Origin of the sequence: Flavobacterium sp. (genome assembly GCF_027484705.1) — a bacterium.
GTDB lineage: Bacteria > Bacteroidota > Bacteroidia > Flavobacteriales > Flavobacteriaceae > Flavobacterium.
This window is the reverse complement of record NZ_JAIXSL010000016.1, coordinates 209,647-229,624: the sequence shown is the minus strand read 5'-3', so window position 1 is coordinate 229,624 and position 19,978 is coordinate 209,647. Positions and strand designations below refer to the sequence as shown.

Annotated in this window: 16 protein-coding genes; 9 read left to right on the top strand and 7 right to left on the bottom strand. The window is 38.6% G+C overall.

The annotated features are described in order from the left end of the window. Window positions 1-30: 30 nt before the first annotated feature. The 5 genes from Q0058_RS09650 to Q0058_RS09630 all read right to left on the bottom strand — a co-directional run bounded on the left by Q0058_RS09650 (window position 31) and on the right by Q0058_RS09630 (window position 5,116). Complete coding sequence (locus Q0058_RS09650; RefSeq protein WP_298223324.1) at window positions 31-1,137, bottom strand: carboxylate-amine ligase; 1,107 nt, start codon at window positions 1,135-1,137, stop codon at window positions 31-33. A 216-nt stretch (window positions 1,138-1,353) separates the two neighbouring features. Then, complete coding sequence (locus tag Q0058_RS09645) at window positions 1,354-2,301, bottom strand: hypothetical protein (RefSeq protein WP_298223322.1); 948 nt, start codon at window positions 2,299-2,301, stop codon at window positions 1,354-1,356. A 12-nt stretch (window positions 2,302-2,313) separates the two neighbouring features. Further along, window positions 2,314-3,027 carry an alpha/beta hydrolase-fold protein gene (locus tag Q0058_RS09640; RefSeq protein ID WP_298223320.1) on the bottom strand — a complete coding sequence of 238 codons (714 nt, stop codon included), beginning with the start codon at window positions 3,025-3,027 and terminating at the stop codon, window positions 2,314-2,316. Between the two features lie 259 nt (window positions 3,028-3,286). Beyond that, on the bottom strand, window positions 3,287-3,694 hold the full coding sequence (locus Q0058_RS09635; protein WP_298223318.1) for a glyoxalase: 408 nt from the start codon (window positions 3,692-3,694) through the stop codon (window positions 3,287-3,289). A gap of 75 nt (window positions 3,695-3,769) precedes the next feature. After that, window positions 3,770-5,116, bottom strand: coding sequence for an OmpA family protein (locus Q0058_RS09630; protein WP_298223316.1), 1,347 nt, complete (start codon window positions 5,114-5,116; stop codon window positions 3,770-3,772). A gap of 145 nt (window positions 5,117-5,261) precedes the next feature. Between Q0058_RS09630 and Q0058_RS09625 the strand changes: the two genes are divergently transcribed. Next, window positions 5,262-5,675, top strand: a complete 414-nt coding sequence (locus tag Q0058_RS09625) for an NUDIX hydrolase (protein ID WP_298223314.1) — start codon at window positions 5,262-5,264, stop codon at window positions 5,673-5,675. Between the two features lie 4 nt (window positions 5,676-5,679). Continuing rightward, complete coding sequence (locus Q0058_RS09620; RefSeq protein WP_298223312.1) at window positions 5,680-6,069, top strand: hotdog domain-containing protein; 390 nt, start codon at window positions 5,680-5,682, stop codon at window positions 6,067-6,069. A gap of 1 nt (window position 6,070) precedes the next feature. On the opposite strand, the gene Q0058_RS09615 is transcribed toward Q0058_RS09620, so the two are convergent. Both Q0058_RS09615 and Q0058_RS09610 read right to left on the bottom strand, forming a co-directional pair. Continuing rightward, the gene (locus tag Q0058_RS09615; protein WP_298223310.1) at window positions 6,071-7,327 is read right to left on the bottom strand and encodes a mechanosensitive ion channel family protein; all 1,257 of its coding nucleotides are present in this window, start codon (window positions 7,325-7,327) and stop codon (window positions 6,071-6,073) included. Next, entirely contained in the window at window positions 7,320-7,598 is a 279-nt protein-coding gene (locus tag Q0058_RS09610) for a DUF3817 domain-containing protein (protein WP_298223308.1), read from the bottom strand. The genes Q0058_RS09615 and Q0058_RS09610 overlap by 8 nt, the downstream gene beginning before the upstream one ends. A gap of 93 nt (window positions 7,599-7,691) precedes the next feature. On the opposite strand from Q0058_RS09610, the gene Q0058_RS09605 reads away from it, so the two are divergent. The 7 genes from Q0058_RS09605 (at window position 7,692) to Q0058_RS09575 (ending at window position 19,977) form a co-directional block, all read left to right on the top strand. After that, window positions 7,692-8,207 carry a DUF6155 family protein gene (locus Q0058_RS09605; RefSeq protein ID WP_298223306.1) on the top strand — a complete coding sequence of 172 codons (516 nt, stop codon included), beginning with the start codon at window positions 7,692-7,694 and terminating at the stop codon, window positions 8,205-8,207. 65 nt (window positions 8,208-8,272) lie between these two features. Then, window positions 8,273-9,799 (top strand): DEAD/DEAH box helicase family protein, encoded by a 1,527-nt coding sequence (locus tag Q0058_RS09600; protein ID WP_298223304.1) that lies wholly within the window; start codon window positions 8,273-8,275, stop codon window positions 9,797-9,799. Between the two features lie 252 nt (window positions 9,800-10,051). Further along, window positions 10,052-11,593, top strand: a complete 1,542-nt coding sequence (gene pelF, locus Q0058_RS09595) for a GT4 family glycosyltransferase PelF (RefSeq protein WP_298223303.1) — start codon at window positions 10,052-10,054, stop codon at window positions 11,591-11,593. A 39-nt stretch (window positions 11,594-11,632) separates the two neighbouring features. Further along, window positions 11,633-13,246, top strand: a complete 1,614-nt coding sequence (locus tag Q0058_RS09590) for a hypothetical protein (RefSeq protein WP_298223301.1) — start codon at window positions 11,633-11,635, stop codon at window positions 13,244-13,246. A 55-nt stretch (window positions 13,247-13,301) separates the two neighbouring features. Continuing rightward, a complete protein-coding gene (locus Q0058_RS09585) occupies window positions 13,302-14,039 on the top strand; it encodes an endo alpha-1,4 polygalactosaminidase (protein ID WP_298223299.1) in 738 nt (245 codons plus the stop codon). Window positions 14,040-14,119: 80 nt separating this feature from the next. Next, on the top strand, window positions 14,120-16,030 hold the full coding sequence (locus Q0058_RS09580) for a hypothetical protein (RefSeq protein WP_298223297.1): 1,911 nt from the start codon (window positions 14,120-14,122) through the stop codon (window positions 16,028-16,030). Between the two features lie 2 nt (window positions 16,031-16,032). Next, on the top strand, window positions 16,033-19,977 hold the full coding sequence (locus tag Q0058_RS09575) for a DUF2194 domain-containing protein (protein ID WP_298223295.1): 3,945 nt from the start codon (window positions 16,033-16,035) through the stop codon (window positions 19,975-19,977). The last annotated feature ends 1 nt before the right edge of the window (window position 19,978 follow it).

Genomic DNA, 19,978 nt, shown 5'->3' with positions numbered 1-19,978 from the left:
ATTTGGTCGTACAAATATATAATTATTCTGTTACAAACCTTTGGTAAATTCCGAGGTTATGAAATCGACCACTTTCGTCAGATCGTTTGTTTGGTTGAAAACACTGAGCTGTTTGTCGGCGCCGGTTCCGTTTTTCATGATCTCGTGCACATAATTGATTTGCTCCCGACTGCCCAATTCATCGACGACATCGTCAATAAAATCAAGCAATTCGCCAATCAGCAATTTGGTTTCGACTTCTTTCTGCAACCCGAAATCGATCATGTGATTGTCGATTCCGTAACGCGCGGCGCGGAATTTATTCTCTTTGATCAACGCCAAACGGTAAATGTTATAACTCATATTGTTTAAATTGAGTTTGTATAGTTTGGCCACAATCGCTTGAATGATCGCTACGATACACATCGTTTCATCAACCGTCAGACTCATATCGCAGATGCGGAATTCAATCGTATCATAAAACGGATGCAAACGCAAATCCCACCAGATTTTCTTCGGATTGTCAATGCAATTCGTTTTGACTAAAGTGTCAAGATAATTGTCGTACGAAGCTACCGAGTCAAAATATTCGGGCAAACCGGTTCTTGGAAACTTATCGAAAACTTTGGTTCGAAATGATTTGTAACCTGTTTGTCGGCCTTCCCAAAAAGGCGAGTTGGTCGATAACGCAAAAATATGCGGCAGAAAGTAACAAGCTTGGTTCATCAACTGCAAACCAATTTCGCGGTTTTCAATCCCGACGTGGCAATGCATTCCGAAAATTAGATTCGAACGTGCGGCGTCCTGCAATTCATTCACAATATTGTGATAGCGCGGATCATCAGTAATCGGCTGGTCTTGCCAACGCGAGAAAGGATGCGTTCCGGCACCGCCAACGACAAGGTTTTGCTTTGAAGCGAGTTCTACAATTTTACTGCGCAGGAACCTGATTTCATCCGAAGCTTCTTTGACATTCTTGCAGATGTTTGTGCCGACCTCGACAACCGATTGGTGCATTTCAGCCTTGACCTGTTCGTTCAGAATCACTTTCGCGCCATCGACAATTTTCGACAAATGCGAGCGTAGGTCACGGGTTTCAGGATCGATGATCTGATATTCTTCCTCAACGCCCAGCGTAAAAATGGGTAATTTTTTCATCACAATATTTTTTAGAAGCTAATCCGGCTATCATTCCAATCTTTTGCTTTTTAAAGAAAAAAGCAAAAGGATATTCCCTTCTATCCGGGCTAAACTCTGTCCTAAAATTTTAACTTTATCCTTAACATGAGCTTTTTTAAAACCGAATGTCCACTGGACATTCTCCTCTTAATATCAAATTATCGGGGCTAGAGCTATTCAATCTAAATCACATTTTTATTTTGCAGCGGCTGCGTCTTTTATAAACGTTCCCCAAGTTAGATTCATCTTACCCGGTTTCTGTTTCTTCGCAGCGGCTATGGCCATTTTGGCGGCGGCTTCTACGACCCATTCGAAATTGTCTGCTCCGACTGAAGTCAATTCAGCATCTGGCGCAGGGTTTCCGAAATCAATCGCGTAGGGTATACCGTCACGAACGGCGAATTCCACGGTATTAAAATCGTAACCTAAACCTTTACAAAGGCGCAGCGTATAATCTTTTACAGTCGCCAAGAGTTTTTTATCCACCGGTGGGCCGTCAATCACATAGCGCAAATGGTGCGGGTTTCTTGGCTCGTACTGCATAATATGGACGTCTTTTCCGCCCAGACAATACACACGGAAATATTCGGTGAATACGATTTCTTCCTGTAGTAACATTACAAGTTGTCCAGTTTCGCGGTGTTTTTCCCAGAATTCCTCTTTGTTTTCAAGACGGTAAACATTTTTCCAACCGCCGCCAGCATAAGGTTTCATATAAGCAGGAAAACCTACGTAGTCGAAAATACCGTCCCAATCCATCGGATATTTCAAATTGCGGAATGATTTTGAAGTCGTATCGGTCGGATGCTCCGCAGAAGGCAGGATTACCGTTTTCGGCAACGGAACGCCCAAAGTATCGGCGAGGCAATTGTTGAAGAACTTGTCATCAGCGCTCCACCAAAATGGATTGTTGATCACATTGGTTCCGGTCAGCGCAGCATTTTTAAGATAAGCGCGATAGAACGGAACATCCTGAGAAATCCTGTCGATGATGACGGCATATTCACCGCCTTTATTTTGCATCACTTTATCAATCGAGACGGCTTCGGCGATAATATCTTTTTCCTTTTTGGCATTGACCCTTTCAATAAAAGCTGCGGGGAAAGTGTCTTCCATTCCGAATAATATTCCTATTTTTTTCATATCGTTATTATTTTAGAAAAATTTGATTCTTGATAAATAATGCGGAAACATCTGACGCCAAACCGGCCAATCGTGTTGCTGATCCTGACGGATGTCGAGCCAATGCGGAATGTCGCGTTGTGCTAATACTCGGCTCAGCTTGAGATTCGAATCGAGACAAATATCCCAATTGGAAGTTCCGAGGATAATGTCCATATTCCATAATTCGTGGTCGTTGAGCCCGTGCAGGTAATCTTCAGGGCTATTATAAAACACGTTGTCGTCATGATAACCGTCCATAAAACTTTTGATATCGAAGGCGCCGCTCATCGAAAACATATGGCTCACATAACCCGGATGGCGAAACGCAAAATTGGCGGCATGATAACCGCCGAAACTGCAACCGGCTACGGCTACTTTTCCTGAATAAGTGTTGTTCTTAACGCGCTCCACAATTTCGTGGCAGATCATTTTGTCGTACCAAACGTGGTTCTGGATACGGTGGTAAGGATGTATATTTTTATTGTAGAAACTGTCTTTATCAATGCTGGCTGGGCAAAATATCTGAATCAAACCTTGCTCGATATACCAGCGCGCTGATTCAATTAAACCCTGATCTTTATTTTCGTGATAACTTCCCATGGAGGTCGGGAAAAGAATCACCGGATAACCCGAATGACCAAAAACAAGCATTTCAATTTCACGGCTAAGATTCGGTGAGTACCATTTGAAGTATTCTTCTTTCATAGATGGGCCTTTATGTATTTTTCTCCTGTGTTAATGTCAAAATTACGGTGGATAACTGAGCTACTTTTATAAAAACAAGTATAATAAAAATATTCAATAAATACGCCTGTTGGCGTGATTTTCTCAAACAATTACGAGAATACTTAATATAGTCTGAATAAATTAAGAAAACAGTAAAAAACAGTTTATATGACCAATCGGTTTTATGTAAACCTTAAAATGTAGCTGAAGTAAAATCGCTATAGGTGAAGCGAAAGGTTTAAGAAGCGGTATCAATAGCCTCAAAAAGTAACACTTGGCTCTTGAGACGCTCAATCAGCATGTTCATCATACGTTTGTTGAGCGAGGATGAATTCAATATATAAGTAGCATATTCGTCAATGGTAAACAATCCTATGACAATTCCTTTCAGCGCATTTCTGAATTTGATGTCTTTCTGAATCGTATTCTCAATGAACTGCAATTTCTTTGCTACGGAATAGTGATAAAAGTCGTTTTTGTGTTTGCTGATATGGTTTTTGAAAACTTCGACGAACAAATCGTTTTGCAGTTTCAGGATGGGGCGCAGGGTTTGGTTCTGGAATTTTTCGTCAGAGGATGAAGATTCACTTACTGATCCGATGGTTGTTCCTCTTAAGCTCGTAATAAAAGTATCGCGGGTTTCCATTTTTATTTTAAAGTTATAAAAAAACCTCTGCAACAATACAGAGGTTTTTTTTATTTATCAAGAATGAATTGTTAATTAGTCTTTCACTTTAAACGTTACTCTTCTTACGAGTCTTCTTGCATCTTTAGAGTCAACAGCCACTGATGCATCTTCACCCTCGCTGATGATATTCAGACGGGATTCAGGAATACCGGCTTTCATTAAAGTATTTTTTACCGTATTCGCTCTTGATGCTGCTAACTTATCATTGTAAGCCGATTTGCCAATTTCGTCAGCATGTCCAACGATATCGACAGAAGCGTTTGGATTGTTTTTGAGGTAAGTTCGAATGAAGTCGATGCCTTCGGTCGAAACATTCGTTGGTACTGTTTTGCCAGAATCGAAATAAGTCGTTACATAACCTTCATTAATCAATCGTTTGATCATGTCGGCATTGGCAGTTTCGAGGGTTTCTTTAATGTTGGATTTGTCAACATACGTGTTGGCCATAAATTTCTCCAATTCATCAGGAATTCCGTTTTTGTTGATGTCGACCATTCTTCCTTTAGTATCAACAGCAACTCCTGCGATAGAATTGTTCTCTACGTCAAGATAATCTGGAACGCCATCTTTATCAGTATCGTTCAACATACTTTCAAGATCACCAATTCTTTTGTCAAGTGCTTCAATTTCTTTAAGCTTACCTTCGTCAATGATTGCCCAATCACCATGAATGTTGTCATTACCAAAGGAATAAGTAAGACCCAATGTACTCATGATCATCTGACCTGACAAGTTATTGGCCTTGTCAGACACACGTCCGTCCCAGGTAAAATGCTGTCTGAAATTGGAAAGTGTACTGAAATCACCGATGATAGAGAATTTCTTAGAAACCCTAACTTCAGGGGAAATACCAAACATTACTCCCAGGTTTAATTCAGATTTGTTATAGAAATATCCTGGAACGCCTTCGTCCGGTTTGTATTTAGGAGTAGCTCTTGCCGCTTGTAAACCAGCGTGAATCAAAATACTTAATCTTCCGAGCTCTTGTTGGATGTTGAACAAACGGGATGCATTGACAACGCCTTGTAAACCGAATCGGTATTGCTGCAATTTAAAATCCTTACTGTCTGTATTTTTATTGTTGGTAAATAAATCTGAACTTATATCTGCTTTCAAACCAAATTTTGCACTAAACATATAACGCACACCGAGACTGAAAGTATTGAATTTAACAGAACCAAATAGTTTGTCAGGGTTACTTGAATAATAGCCTACGGTAAATGGCTTTGTACCTTTACTTTGTCCAGCCGTTAATTCGATAGTCCATTTATTGTAATCTTTCCTTTCACCGGTATCTTTTGCGTCTTTGATATCTTCCTGAGCATATCCAAAGTTAACCGTCAATAAAGTAAGGGATAACAGTAGTAAACAGTGTTTCATAGTTTTATAATTATTAACGTCTAATAGTCAGTTTTAACATATAATTTGCAAATATAGTAGTTTACTTTTAAAATTCAATCTTTATAAATAATAAATACTATTTTTACTTTTAATGAAATTTATTTAAGGCTTAAACATTTGTATCATGCGAGTTCCAACTGCTTTCGTTACTGTTGATGTACTGCTTTTTAAAGCGATTGAAAGTATCAATTATCTGCTGCTGATTGAAAGAAAGAACGAGCCCTTTAAAAACTGTTGGGCTTTACCTGGAGGCTTTGTAGAACAGCATGAAAATCTTGTGGATGCGGCCAAAAGAGAATTGCAAGAAGAAACCAATATAACGATTCATGACTTGCAACAACTAGGTGCGTTTGGAAAACCTTTTCGCGATCCTCGAGGCCATGTGATTTCCATCGCCTATTTTGGGTTTGTATCTAAAGAAACCGAAGCTGTTGCTGCTGACGATGCCAAAGCAGTCCGATGGTTTTCAGTGAATGAATTGCCTGAAATGGCTTTCGATCATTTGGAAATCATTAATTTAGCGCTGACAAAAATCTAACACGATGCGATTTCATACCAGAAAATGGGTTAAGCCCGAAGATTTAAACCCAAACAGCACTTTATTCGGCGGAAAATTATTAGCTTGGATTGACGAGGAAGTGGCACTTTATTCCATCATTCAACTTGAAAATTTCCGAATCGTGACCAAACACATGTCGGAAATCAATTTCAGGAGTTCAGCAAAACAGGGTGATATCGTTGAAATTGGTATTGATGTCGTGAAATTCGGACATACTTCATTGACAGTTCGCTGTGAAGCCCGCAACATCATGACACGTGAAACCATTATTACAATCGATTCGATTACGATGGTTAGCCTTGACATCAATGGTAAACCGCAACCGCACGGAAAAACGAAAGTAGAGTTTATCAACGACCGTTTTAAGACCTGAGTTATTGTTGGATTTCTTTTCCTGTAGACAATTCAAAAATTTCCAGATCGAAAAAGCCAATGGCTGCGATGATGTGGTCAAATATATCAGCCATGATGTATTCGTAATTCTCGAATTTCTTGTCTTTTGTAAAGGTGTAAATTTCTAAAGGAATGCCTTGAGCTGTCGGTTGTAATTGTCTGCAAAGCAATATCATATCTTTATTTAAACTAGGATAGTTTTCGAGATAACTTGTAATGTACTTTCGGTACAATCCGAAGTTGGTCAGGTTCCGTCCGTTAAGTGGCAACGACTTATCGATTTCGTGCATGTCATTGTATTGATCGATTTCCTTTTGGCGGCTGTCGATATAATCGCTGATGAGTTGAATCTGTTTCATTTTCTGCAGTTCTTCTGCATTCAGAAAACGGATGCTTTTCGCCCGGATCAACAGATGCCTTTTGATTCTTCGCCCATCGGAATTGAGCATGCCGCGCCAGTTTCGAAACGAATCTGATATCAAACTGTAAGTAGGAATCGTCGTGGTCGTATTGTCGAAATTGCGGACTTTCACTGTGGCGAGATTGATTTCAATGACATCACCGTCTGCACCAAACTTATCAAAGGTAATCCAGTCACCAATCCGAACCATATCATTTAACGAAACCTGAACGCTCGCCACGAAACCTAAAAGTGTATCGCGAAAAATCAAAAGTATAATCGCGGAAACGGCTCCCAATGTGGCTAACATCGTATTGGCTTTGACATCAAACACTTCCGAAATAATCACGGCAACTCCAATCATCCAAAGAATCAGCATGATAACCTGGATATAACTGTCTATCGGTTTGTCGCTGTATTCGGGTTTCATTTTGAGGTAATCGCGTAGCGCATTGAAGATGGTACGGACAATCCATAAAATCAACAGAATGATATAAACGCCGACAAGCTTACCGAAAACCGTTTCCCAATACACATAGTCATTGAGAATCACCGGAACCGATTTGTAGATAAAAAGCAACGGAATCAAATGAGAAATATATTTTGCTGTTTTATTGGAAATCAGCAAATCATCGAATTTCGTTCTGGTTTTTTTAGCCGCTACGGCCATTACTGTTACCAAAAAAAATCGGAAAATCATGTAAATGACATAAGTCAGAAAACTCAGTATTGCAACATTGATCAGTAAGCTCGAATAGGCCGCAATCGTGTCACCAATGCTCCATTTTCGGAACAAAGGATAACACCAGCCATATATATATTCGAGTGTTTTATGCATTTTTGAAATACTTTTTCTCAATGTAGAAGGTGCCGAAAGGAACTACCGAAGCCACACAAATCAAAACGAATTTTTTATTGTCCCATTGTTCTTCGATTTTGTTCATGATGGCCAATACAATATAGGTTATAAACAACAATCCATGCGCCATTCCGATGATTCTGACATAGATCGGAAGTTCAAAAATATATTTCATCGGCATAGCAAAAAACAACAATAGGAGTAAGGAGATTCCTTCTAAAAGGGCTATGGTTTTGAAAAATTTGATCATGTTTTGTGTGTTTTAAATTTGATTTGACTGTTGTGCCGCAAAATTAGCGAATCCGATTGATTATTATCCAAAAACTAAATTACTTTTGTTGTCATGAGCAAACGGGAATTAAAAAAATACCTTACCCAACTACCAAAAGAAGCTTTGGAAGAGCAAATCGTGGCTTTATACGAGAAGTTTGTTCCGGTGAAAACCTATTTCGATTTTGTGTTCAATCCGAAAGAAGAGCTGTTGGTCAACGATGCGAAAATGAAAATTTCGAATGAATATTTTCCTGTAAAACGCAAACGCCCTAAGTTGCGTCGTTCGATTGCTCAGAAATTCATCAAGCATTTTATGATTTTAGGTGTCGATGATTTTATAATCGCCGACCTTATGTTCTATGCGATTGAAGTTGCTCAGAAGTATTCGTCCAAAAGAAATGTCGTTTACGAATCGTTCTTCAAAAGCCTGTTGACTGCGTTCGATCAGGCCATTAAATTCATCATCGAGAAAGGAATTCACGCCGAATTTGAAAGTCGCGTCAATGCCATCAAGCAGGAAGTGATCCGTCAGGATTGGAGCAATAAGTTTGAATTCATCAATATTGCTGACCGGCTCGAATATTAAATTTTTCAAAAATGAACGGATAACTCTTTTTTAGGCGTACTTTTGCAAAATTCAAAAAAAGCAATATGTCCGAAAAGGAATCTGATATCGAAATCGAAGACAAAAAGGAGCTTTACAGCTACCAGCAAGGCGATATCAATGCTATTTTTGACCGCCTCGACAATGCGCCGCACAACCATCATTTGTTGTATCAGTTGCCGACAGGCGGAGGAAAAACCGTTATTTTTTCTGAAATCGTCCGCCGCTATTTATCCAAACACGACAAAAAAGTGTTGGTACTCACGCACCGCATTGAGCTTTGCAAGCAGACTTCAAAAATGCTCAAAGGCTTCGATGTCAAGAATAAAATCATCAACAGTAAAGTCAAGGAATTGCCGGACCAGAACGATTATTCGTGCTTTGTGGCGATGGTCGAAACCCTCAAAAACCGCATCAACGATAAGAAACTTCATTTAGACAATATTGGTTTGGTGATTATTGATGAAGCGCATTACAATTCATTTCGCAAGTTGTTGAGTTTCTTTAAGAACTCGTTTATTTTGGGCGTTACCGCAACGCCGTTGAGTTCCAATATCAAGCTGCCGATGAATGAAAACTACAACGAACTTATAGTAGGCGACACGATTTCTTCGCTAATTGAAAAAGGTTTTTTGGCTAAAGCCATTACTTATAGTTATGATGTTGGGTTGACTTCCTTAAAAGTGGGAATCAATGGCGATTATACCGTGAAATCTTCTGATGATTTGTATTCACAATTGGCGATGCAGGAGAAACTGATTCATGCCTACACCGAAAAATCGATGGGGAAGAAGACGCTGATTTTCAACAACGGAATCAATACTTCTTTATATGTCTATGAAACTTTTAGAGAAGCTGGAATTCCAATCCGACACCTGGATAATACGAGCAATCCTGAAGACCGCCGTGACATTTTGTCCTGGTTTAAACACACGCCAGACGCAGTATTAACTTCAGTAGGAATTCTAACCACCGGATTTGATGAACCTACTGTAGAAAGTATTATTCTGAATCGTGCCACGAAGTCCTTGACACTCTATTTTCAAATGATTGGACGTGGTTCCAGAAAACTACACAATAAAGACACTTTTACCGTTATCGATTTAGGTAATAATGCTGCACGTTTTGGCCTTTGGGACGAACCTGTTGATTGGCAGCACATCTTCAAATCACCGGAATATTACCTCGAGAACTTGCGTGATGATGCCGAGATCGAACTGCATTTTAAATATCAAATGCCGCCCGAATTACGCGCCAAATTTGCAAAAACCGAAGTCGTTACTTTCGATGTCGATGAAGCGCACAAACAAGCCATCGCCCAAAACTTAAGATCTAAAATTGTCATAGAGCGATCGCTCGAGCAACACGCGAATATGTGTGTCGATAATTCGGAAGATTTATACACGGCCAAACAACTCGCAAAAGAACTGCAGGAAGACATCGAATCGAGGATGAAACGCTATGCAAGTTGCCTGAGTCATTGCAGTAAAAACTACCGCGAATGGCTCATTGAAGATTACAAACTCAAACTGAATTTACTCATCGGAAAAAAGATCCGCGAAAAGTTGTTCTAGAATTCCCATATTTATTTTCAACTCGATGAAATACATCATTTTATCGATGTACTTTACTTCTTTTTTTTAACATTTTTTTTTGCCCGTCCGATATCGGTTAAAAAGTTGCACTTTATCGACTTTATGAGTGTCTACAACTGATTTCAGGCGTTTTTTTTTTTTATTAAACAAAGAGAAAATATCTTTGCTTCGAACAAATGTTAAAAAGTTAATGTTGTTTAATAGCTCCCAAAGCTTAAACCTTAAAAGATTATGATGAACAAATACGATGTAATGCTTATTTTAGAAGGTACGTACCCATTCAATGGCGGAGGCGTATCAACTTGGGCGCATATGCTTTGCAACAAAGTGAAGAATGTGAATTACACATTGTATTCTATCAACGCTGATTTTGAAGAAAAATCAAAATACGAATTAAGCGATAACGTTAAGAACGTAATTCAGGTTCCTTTATGGTCGCCTTTAGAACCGAAGGAATTATTGAGTTACGGAAAAAGATATTACAAAACGGTCAACAGGAAAGAGCAGGAAGACGAATCAGTAATCGCTGAGGAATTCATTCCTATTTTCAAAAGATTGTTGAACAGCATATACGATTCAAGCATGGACATTGAAGAAATTGATGATGTCATTTTCGACATGTGGCAGTTTTTTCAAAACCATGACTACAAAAAAACGATGAAAAGCCTTGTGGTTTGGAAATGTTTCTGTGAAACCGTTTCCGAAGTCATCAAAAAAGACAACCACTACGAAGCTACGTTATATGATTTTACAGTAGGTATGCGTTGGATTTATCGTTTTTTAATTCCGATTTCTATCGATGTTCCTAAAGTAGATGTTTCGCATCTGACACTTTCAGGTTTCCCCGTGATTCCTGCGTTGGTTTTGAAATACAAATACGGAACGCCGATCATTGCTACTGAGCACGGTGTTTTCATCAGAGAAAGACTCATTGCGATCAATTCGTCGGAATATTCGTTTTTCCTTAAAAACCTTTTGATTAAATTCTCAGAATGTATCACGAAATTGGTTTACTACAAATCAGATTTGATTTTATCGGTAAACAAATTCAACATGTCATGGGAAAAGAAATACGGCGCACATCCTAATAAAATTGATGTGATCTACAACGGTATCGATGCTGATTTATTTGTTCCGGGTAAAAAACCTGAGCATTTAGAAAACATCCCAACCGTAGTGGCAGCCGCAAGAATCTTTGAATTGAAAGATGTCATTACGATGATTAAATCATGCGAAGTGGCCAAAAGAAGTATTCCTAACGTACGTTATTTAGTATATGGCGATAACAAAGCCGTACCTACTTATACCAAAGAATGTATGGATTTGATCAAGGAATTGAAATTGGAAAACAATTTCTTCTTAGCCGGTTATCATGACAAACCACACCAGTTGTTCTGTGAAGGTGATATCTCGATACTGACTTCGATCTCTGAAGGTTTCCCGTATACCGTATTGGAATCTATGAGTTGTGGTGTTCCGGTGGTAGCTACCGATGTTGGTGGTGTGACCGAAGCACTAGACAATACTTGTGGTTTTATTTGCAAACCCAAAGATTTTGAATCTCTCGGACGTAGTGTTGTAACCCTACTGCAGGACGACGCCATGAGAGCCAGAATGGGAGCGAATGCCAGAAAGAAAGTCATCGACAATTTTACGATTGACAAATTTATCAAGGAATACGAAATGGCTTATGAGTTTATCATGAACAAAAAAGCCCAGGATCCTATATATTTGAATTCACATATGGAACAGGAAGCTATGGAAGCATCATAAATGTTCTTTACTTAACCAAAAATAGACCCCCAATCTACAATGGAAAATCACTTTACCAACATCAAGTCCTTAATTGAAAAGACCAAGGACAAAATCGGAAAGCCCGTCAGCAGTGAAGTTGTCGAGGCGACCATCGAATCTTTAGGCATCCGTGAAAAGGACACCAAAGACGATTTCGGTTTTAACTCTATCAAAGATTTAGCGGAACTCGTGTTCTACGAACTAACCACCGACAAATATTATATCGGCGCTAAAAACGAAAAAGAAATCGAGGTCGAAAGAACCCAGCCTAAAATTATTCAGCTTAAGGATTATTTGCGGGTGAAGACTCAGATTTTCTTCCAATACTATTCTTTGGGTATTTTTCACTTACTTCCCGTACTGATACAAATCGCAGCGATTGTTGTTTTCGGATACTCCTTATGGACGTTTGTCGGTTTTAATGAAATCCAGTCAACCGCTGTCGTTTTGGGCGTTGTCATTGGTCTGGTTTCTACGGGCGGCTTTGTACAAGTCATCGGAAAACAAGCCTCGTTTTATTGGAACTACGAAGATTACAGAATGACCAACAAAACGATAAACTATCTACACAAAGTGGGAATGTTGTCGATCTTCTTTGTACTGACTACAATCTTTTTGGTGAATTTCTTTTTTCACATTTATCCTTATGAAATTCTTTTTGTAGTATTTGCCTACGCCTTTTTGGTAGGAATGCTTTTATTGATGCTGGCGCCTTTACACACCATCAAACAACGTTGGGTCATCACTTTTTCTATATTTTTAGGAACTGCTGTAGCGATTTATCTCAAAGAAACTACACCTTTACTCATATTCGTAACACACTGGATCGGAATTGCCGTTGCCATTATCATCGCTAAACTATTTTTAGTAGCGTACTTTTGGCGACTGACCAAAAACAAAAAGTCGATTAGTGGCAACAACATCAAGGTTCCGGTATTGCTTTACCACAACTACCAGTATTTCTTTTACGGGATATTCATCTACGTTTTTATCTTCATCGATAGAATTCTGGCGTGGTCTTCAGGAATTGATAAAAACCTGCCTTTTTTAGTTTATTTTGAAAAAAATTATGAATTAGGGATGGATTTAGCTATTTTAGTTTTTTTATTGCTCGCTGGAGTCCTGGAATATAGTATAGCATCGTTTACAAGATTTATTGATATTGGACAAAAAATTACCGACCATAAAACACCCGAAGTGTTTAACAATCAACTCCGTAAGATGTATTGGCAACAGGTTTTATTACTGTTTGTTACCAGTGCATTCGCATTCGTATTGATCTATTATATCATCAATGCGTCCTGGGGATTTGAAGGTCAGTTCAACCAAACATTAGTTCAATTGAGTATTAAAGTTTGTGTAATCGGCGGAATAGGTTATGTTTTATTAGCCTGGGGAATGCTCAACTCATTGTATTTGTTTACTTTGGGCCAAGCTAAAAAACCTTTGAAAGCCATTATATATGCTTGTTTGCTGAATATATTTTTAGGTTTTATTTTAAGTAGGTTTTTTGCTTACGAATACAGCGTAGTGGGAATGCTTTTCGGGGCAGCTCTTTTTGTAGCGCTGACTCTGAAAGCGAACATCAACTATTTTAAAAACCTAGATTACTATTATTATGCAGCGTATTAAAATACTGTTTATAATTCTCCCACTCATTTTACTGTTTAATTCTTTTCAAGGCGATATGAAAAAAAGTACCGTGTTATTTTGCTATGGAAAAACCAACCCGGCACAAATAAAAGGTTATAAGTATGTCATTGTCGAATCAAAGCATTATACAGCAAAAGACGTTCGAGCTTTAAAATCGCAAAACGAGAAGGTATTTGCCTATATTAGCCTTGGCGAAATCAATGAGACTTCCATTCATTTTAAAGATTTTAAAAAACATACTTTGGGTAAAAATGACATTTGGAACAGCCACTATCTGGATTTGACCTCGAAGAAAACCAAAACATTGGTTGTTGAAATGGTTGATGAGATCTTTACACACGGATACGACGGTTTGTTTTTAGACAACATCGATAATTTCACCAGTTTCGGCCCGCAAAAAGAGCAAAAGGAAAAAGTGGTTGAGCTCATACAGATGATTAAGGAAAAATATCCTAAAAAGATGTTCATTCAGAATGCCGGGCTTGAGATGGCCGAAGAAACCTCAAAATATGTAGATGTCATTGCTGTCGAATCGGTGGCTTCTTCCTATAGCTTTAAAGATAAAAAGTACAGTTTAAGAGACAAAAAAGATTATGATTCCTATATGGAGCGCATCCACACGATCAGTGATACTTATTCCATTCCTTTTCTACTGGTGGAGTATGCCGATTCAAAAGCATTGGTAGATCAGATTGAAAAAAGAATCGACAGTTCGAAGTTTGATTATTTTATCGGCAATATCAACTTACAAACCGTACCGCAATTTAATTAGTACCGATTATGATGTTTTTAACAAGTTCAATATTATTAGGTTTTATAAGGCTATGCGTTATATTGCTGTTTTTATTCTACTTGAATAGAAAATTCATCAATGTATCCAATCATGTCAATTTCCTGGATTTCATTGTCACCAATTGGTTCCGTTATGCGGGCGTTTTGGTCGTGGTTATTTTCGCTTTGGTCGAATCCGATACTTACAACCTGTTCAACTGTTTTTTCATCTTCACCATACTCATTGGGATTGATGTGATTGGCATTGACAACCTTAAAAGACCAAAAGAATATTTCAGGACGCATATCCGCGCGAGCCTGTTGAATTTTTTGAGAAATATTGAAAATAAAAAATCATTCTGGTTCTGGTTTTCGTTAGACCGAAGCAAGAAAAACAAAAAGAAAAAAAACAATACTTTTATCTTGTTGCTTACGGTTATCCTTGGAGGAATCACGTTTTTGAGCCGTTATTATTTCATCATTTATGACAATTATTCGTTATCTGATGCTTGGATTAATGACCTCAATAAAGTGATTCAATTCGACAATCAATATTGGTTTACAATTGAATTGGCGACTGATGCCGAATTGGCCATTGTCAATTTCTACGGAAAAATAACCGATGTGAGTCCGGAAATTGCACTCCAGGTAATCGCGATTTTAGAATCGACCTTGCTGGCCATTATCATTTTCTGGGTCATCAACAAACTCACACCATCCAAATTTATTGCGCCCACGATTGCGGCACTCTTTTTTAGTTTGGTATACGTGCTGACGCCTTTGAATGTGTATTTTCTACTCAAAGGAAATCCTACTTTTCTGGCCTTGACTTTCGCGTTGCCTGCTTTTGCTTTTTTCATCAAGCCAACGATTTTGAAGCTTAATAAGACCAGTTACTTTTTTAGTTTTTTATTCATTTTCGTGACGATTGGGCTCACCGATTTGTTTACACTTTGCGTGCTGATTCCGCCATTTTTGATCATCGCTTTCGTGTTTACAAAAATGAAGTACAAAAAGCAAAACCTGTCGTTCATTTTGTCTTATTTGCTGGCTCTAGCCATATTATACGCAATTTATAGTTATGCCTGTTATTACCAAAGGGCCGATTTGCTAGAGTATATGCAGAACAATTTGCTTTCAGTAAGTTCTTATACTTATGTGCCGCAATTGGTGTTGCCTTACAGCGAAATTATCCGTTATGCTCAAATTTCTACAGGAGTTGGTTTTATATTGGTCATGCTCTTATTGATTTTCAAAAAAGAGAACTGGCGTGCGACCATCATTTTCTTTACTTATTTCAACTTTCTGATTCTGCTGACTTTCGTAAAAAGCGAATGGCTTGATATCGATATGCTCAACAATTCCATTTCTGTATTTTTACCCATCATTATTGGATTGAATGCGGCGATTGTGATGCGGATCTTAAATTTCGGATTGCACAGATTCGAGAGATTTAGCCCGGTTAGTGTATCTGTTTTGTTCATAGCGATGATTTACGCTTCGATTTATTACCAACAGAAAAGCATCAATTCGCTGACGGTTTCAGATCAGACGCCAAAACACATTCTCAATGCGTACGATAAAATCTCGCAAACCTTTTTCCGCCATTCTTATTGTGTCGTGAACGATCCGGCAACTCAGGTCATCAGTAACAATTCGCATTTTTTTATGAATTATGATTTTTTCATCAATGAATATCCAAAAATTGATTCTATCAATACCAAGCATCTCAAAGATCCGAATTTCCTGGTCAAAAACCCGCAATACTCTATTTCTAAAAGTGTTCTGATTTTTGTTCTAAAAGACGATGGTCCGGTGGAAAACAATATTTTTGCAGAAAATAAGCATTATCAGAAAGATTTGGTAAAGAAAATTAAACTCTTCAGAAAAAGAGGGCGAAAAGTCAATCTGTTTTATGACACCAGTGTTCTTAAAGTCTATGAAATCGTTAACAACCCAAGAGAAAGTAAAGTTTCTGATCTAATATTCTAAGTATGAAAATGATACAGACATCCAGATATATATACTATGGATTGGCAATAGTCCTTTCATGCTTCCTATTGAGTTGTGAAGGTTTGGACGATTGGTCTGATTTAAAAAGTATCGATTTATTCAACAACAAAGACGACGCTTCAAAACTCAAAGGTTTCAAACGCTATGAAACGCCTACGATGAGTTCGCAGCCTATTGTGCAATCGGTTTATGATCCTAATTCAAAATTTAGCAAGCTATACAATGCCGAAATCAGAAAAGTATGCGATTACACGAAGTTGCCTTTCTACTGTATGACCGTCACCACTTGGAATGCAACTTTAAAAATTGCCCCTTCCACAAGAGTGTTGATGCTTTATGACACCACAAAACTAAACGATGCATCGATAGAAGTTTTAATAGATTTCGCATCCAAAGGCGGAACCATTTTTATTCCATTTGCCAACGAAGACAAAAGAATGGGGTTTTTATATGGGTTTAAACCTGAAGCGGAATATGCTACGGATTCTAAATCTATCGGATGGTATTTTAATAAGCCAGTAATTCCTAATTTTAAAGGAAACGCTTATTCCCTGAAAATAAAATTCTTCGGATTTGCCGCCCAGAATTTCACCAATAAAATTAGAGTATTTGCGACCGCTTCCAACAATCCTAATTATCCGTCAATTATTGAAAACCCTATAGGAAACGGAAAAGTGCTGTTGTACAACACCTCCGGAGATTTCACCAAAATGGACCGCGGATTTCTTTTCTCGGGCATCTTAAAAGGATTGGAAGGAATCCCTTATCCGATCGCCAACACGGCTACGATTTTCCTCGATGACTTTCCGTCACCGCAGTATGATATCGTAGCAGAACCTATCAAAACCGAAATGAACATCACCACGGCTGAGTTTGTTCAAAAGTATTGGTGGCCCGATATGCGCGAGCTGGCTAAGGAATTTAAAATCCCATACGCGGCGATGTTGACTTTTGATTATCGCAACAAAATCATTCCTCCGTTTACGTTAGACCAATGGAATTCCAAAAAAATAAAATTCAAAGATAAAGTAATGCCGATGCCGGATTGGTTGGTGGAAGATGTCCGTAAAAATGGGCATGAGTTGGCTTTTCATGGCTACAATCACGTTTCCCTTCTCAAAGGATTATGGAAAAATCCTAAGTTTATCAGCACTTCGATGAACACCATTAAGAAGAAATGGGAAATCAGCAACTATGGGAAATTGCCGGTTACTTATGTTCCGCCATCGAATGATATCGATAGAATGGGGCTCAGAGAATTGCAACAAGCGATGCCTTCGATCAAATACATCTGTAGTTTGTATTTAGGACAGTTGGAAGATGGTGGAGACCGCGAATTCGATTACGATCCTTTTGAGAAGAACTTTTTCGATTACCCTAGAATTTCCAGCGGATTTAGTTTGAGCGATAATGATAAATACGCCATCCAATCGCTGTATTTATACACCGGAATCTGGACGCATTTCGTACACCCCGATGACGTTTACCAAATTCCAACTACGGGTGGAAAAACTGCAGGTGATTATCATTTGAGAAACGAATTGGGCTTAGGTTGGAGGAAATCAACCAATTCTAGCAAAGCCATGTTTCCCGATTTTAGAAACTTTGTCAAACAGTTTACTACTGCATATCCGCAAATGCGTTTTGTAAATGGTGATGTCGGCGGCAATATTGTTATGAATTGGCGCGCCTCGCGTTACAACCACAAAGCGGAAAAAGGATTGTATACCGTAAGTGAAATTAATCCATCAAACGACGGCAAGAAATATTGGTTCATGTATGGCAGCGCCGCCAATGCGGATAGGATAGAAGCTCAATTGAGAAGCCAAATGGTGTTGTTTTCCAAAACGCCTTTCATTGACGGATATCTCTATTCTGTTTATTCGAGCAAACCAAAACTGACGGTCATCGATTTGAACTATAAATCACCCAAAGAAAGAGCCCAACAGGCCGCCATCACTAATTTGGTCAGAGCGGATTTCGCTAAATTTAAAATTGATGTTCAGAATTTTCTTAAAGGAGGCATTCCGACTGAAGATCCGGATGTAAAGTTCAGAAAAGAAATGGAAGTTCTGAAAAACAAATTGCTCACCACGGCAGAAATCAATCCTGAAGATTGGAACAGATACGCCAAGTACATGGAATCGGAAGACAAAGTCGCCGAATTGTGGAAAATGTACGAAGCGCATGTTGCCAAATACAACACAAAGAACAACATCATGTATTCTAAAGAGTTAGACCGCATGATCGGTTATCTGGATGACGGCGAAAAGGAAAAATGGATGAGCGAACAAATCCGTGTTTCCCCAAAAGACAAGGCATTGTTGACAAGTTATTACAAGAATTTCGATTCTGAAGAATACAAAGACAAAATCAAGAACGTGCTCAAAACGCTGTATGAAATCGATCCTTCGGTTCAGAACTATAAAAATTACATCAAGCACCTGATTCAGTATTTCCCCGAGGAAGCGTTGGTGGAACTGAAAGACAAAAAACCGACAAAAGATCTTGCCGATATCGCCACTTCAATCGTTTGGCTGTTTGCCGATAACGCCGATTATAAGAAAGCCATTGAATGGTCAGATTACAGCACTGAAATCGATTTTGTGACTAAAATGAACTGGTATATTGAATCCGGTCAGTCGCAAGAACTCGAAGTAGTTTATAAAAAGTATATCGCCGAACACCCGGAAGATGAAATCGCCACGGTGCTCATGAGTAATGTTTATCACGAACAGGGAAGATTTAAGGATTCATGGGTATTGGCGAATTCGCTGAGCAACATCTATGAAAAAGAAGAACTCAGAAAAACCCTCAACCGCGATGTGCTTTATGAAAGTATTGATCTGCAGCAGGATCTGATTGCAAACCATTCCGAATTGTTCTATCCGGATGTGCTTGCAAAATTGAAGAAAGACATTCGTTTGGCGATTGGTGATTTCATCGATTTCAAAACCTATCTTGAAACCAACCAGAAAAATCCGGCCTTTCAGAAAAATGAAGTATCTTATAATCTATTCGATAAGAAAGGTTTTATTCATGGTATTGGCTTTACTTTTTCTAAGTATTATGAACTTGAAACAACCAATAAAGCTTATAAAGACAATGCTGACAATTATACCTTTGGATTGGAATATAAAATTACTTCACCAGCCAAAGAAAACAAACCGCAATATTGGAGTAGGGCAAGGGTAGAGCTTGACAAAGTCAACAATCCTTATTATCAGTTTGGTATCGGTATGAGTCGTTCGAATGAGAAAAATTTCAGATCCGCTGCCATCAACTTATATCCTGTAGAAACTGCTCCGGGTCTGAATCAGGGTATTTACCGATTGAAGACGAATCTTTATCAGGATTACCGCATCACTAAAAGGATCAATTCGAGCGTTTCGATTGAGGGCAGTTATTACACAGAAGGTTTCCTTTCGCGCGATACCATTGGGCCGGATATCAACCCTAATCGAATGGCGCGAACCGTATATACGGAACTCGCCAATGGCACTTTGCAGGTTGACGATATAGACGATGCCTATGATGTAGCACTAACATTGCGATTGATGCTTGATAAAGGTGACATAAAAAAATCGAAATTCATTCCTTTTGTCGAATCCCAGATTTCCTATGGTTCACATGATTTATCGGTTGGATATCCGTACTGGATTATCCGTCATCGATTATACGGTGGTGGAGGACTTGCCTGGCAATTTAACACGCCAATTTTCAATACCAGGATTGAAGCTGGTGCGTTCCTCGATGATTTCAGTGGCCATTTTGAACGTGTGAATGCGGAACTTTCGTACCAATTGTTTGACTTTACGGCATTGACCCTGAATTTAGAAATGTTTGAACAATCGAAGTTTTATTCGAATTCTATTCAGTTTGGCATCAAACACAATTTCAAAAAGAAATATATCAAAAGAAAATAAA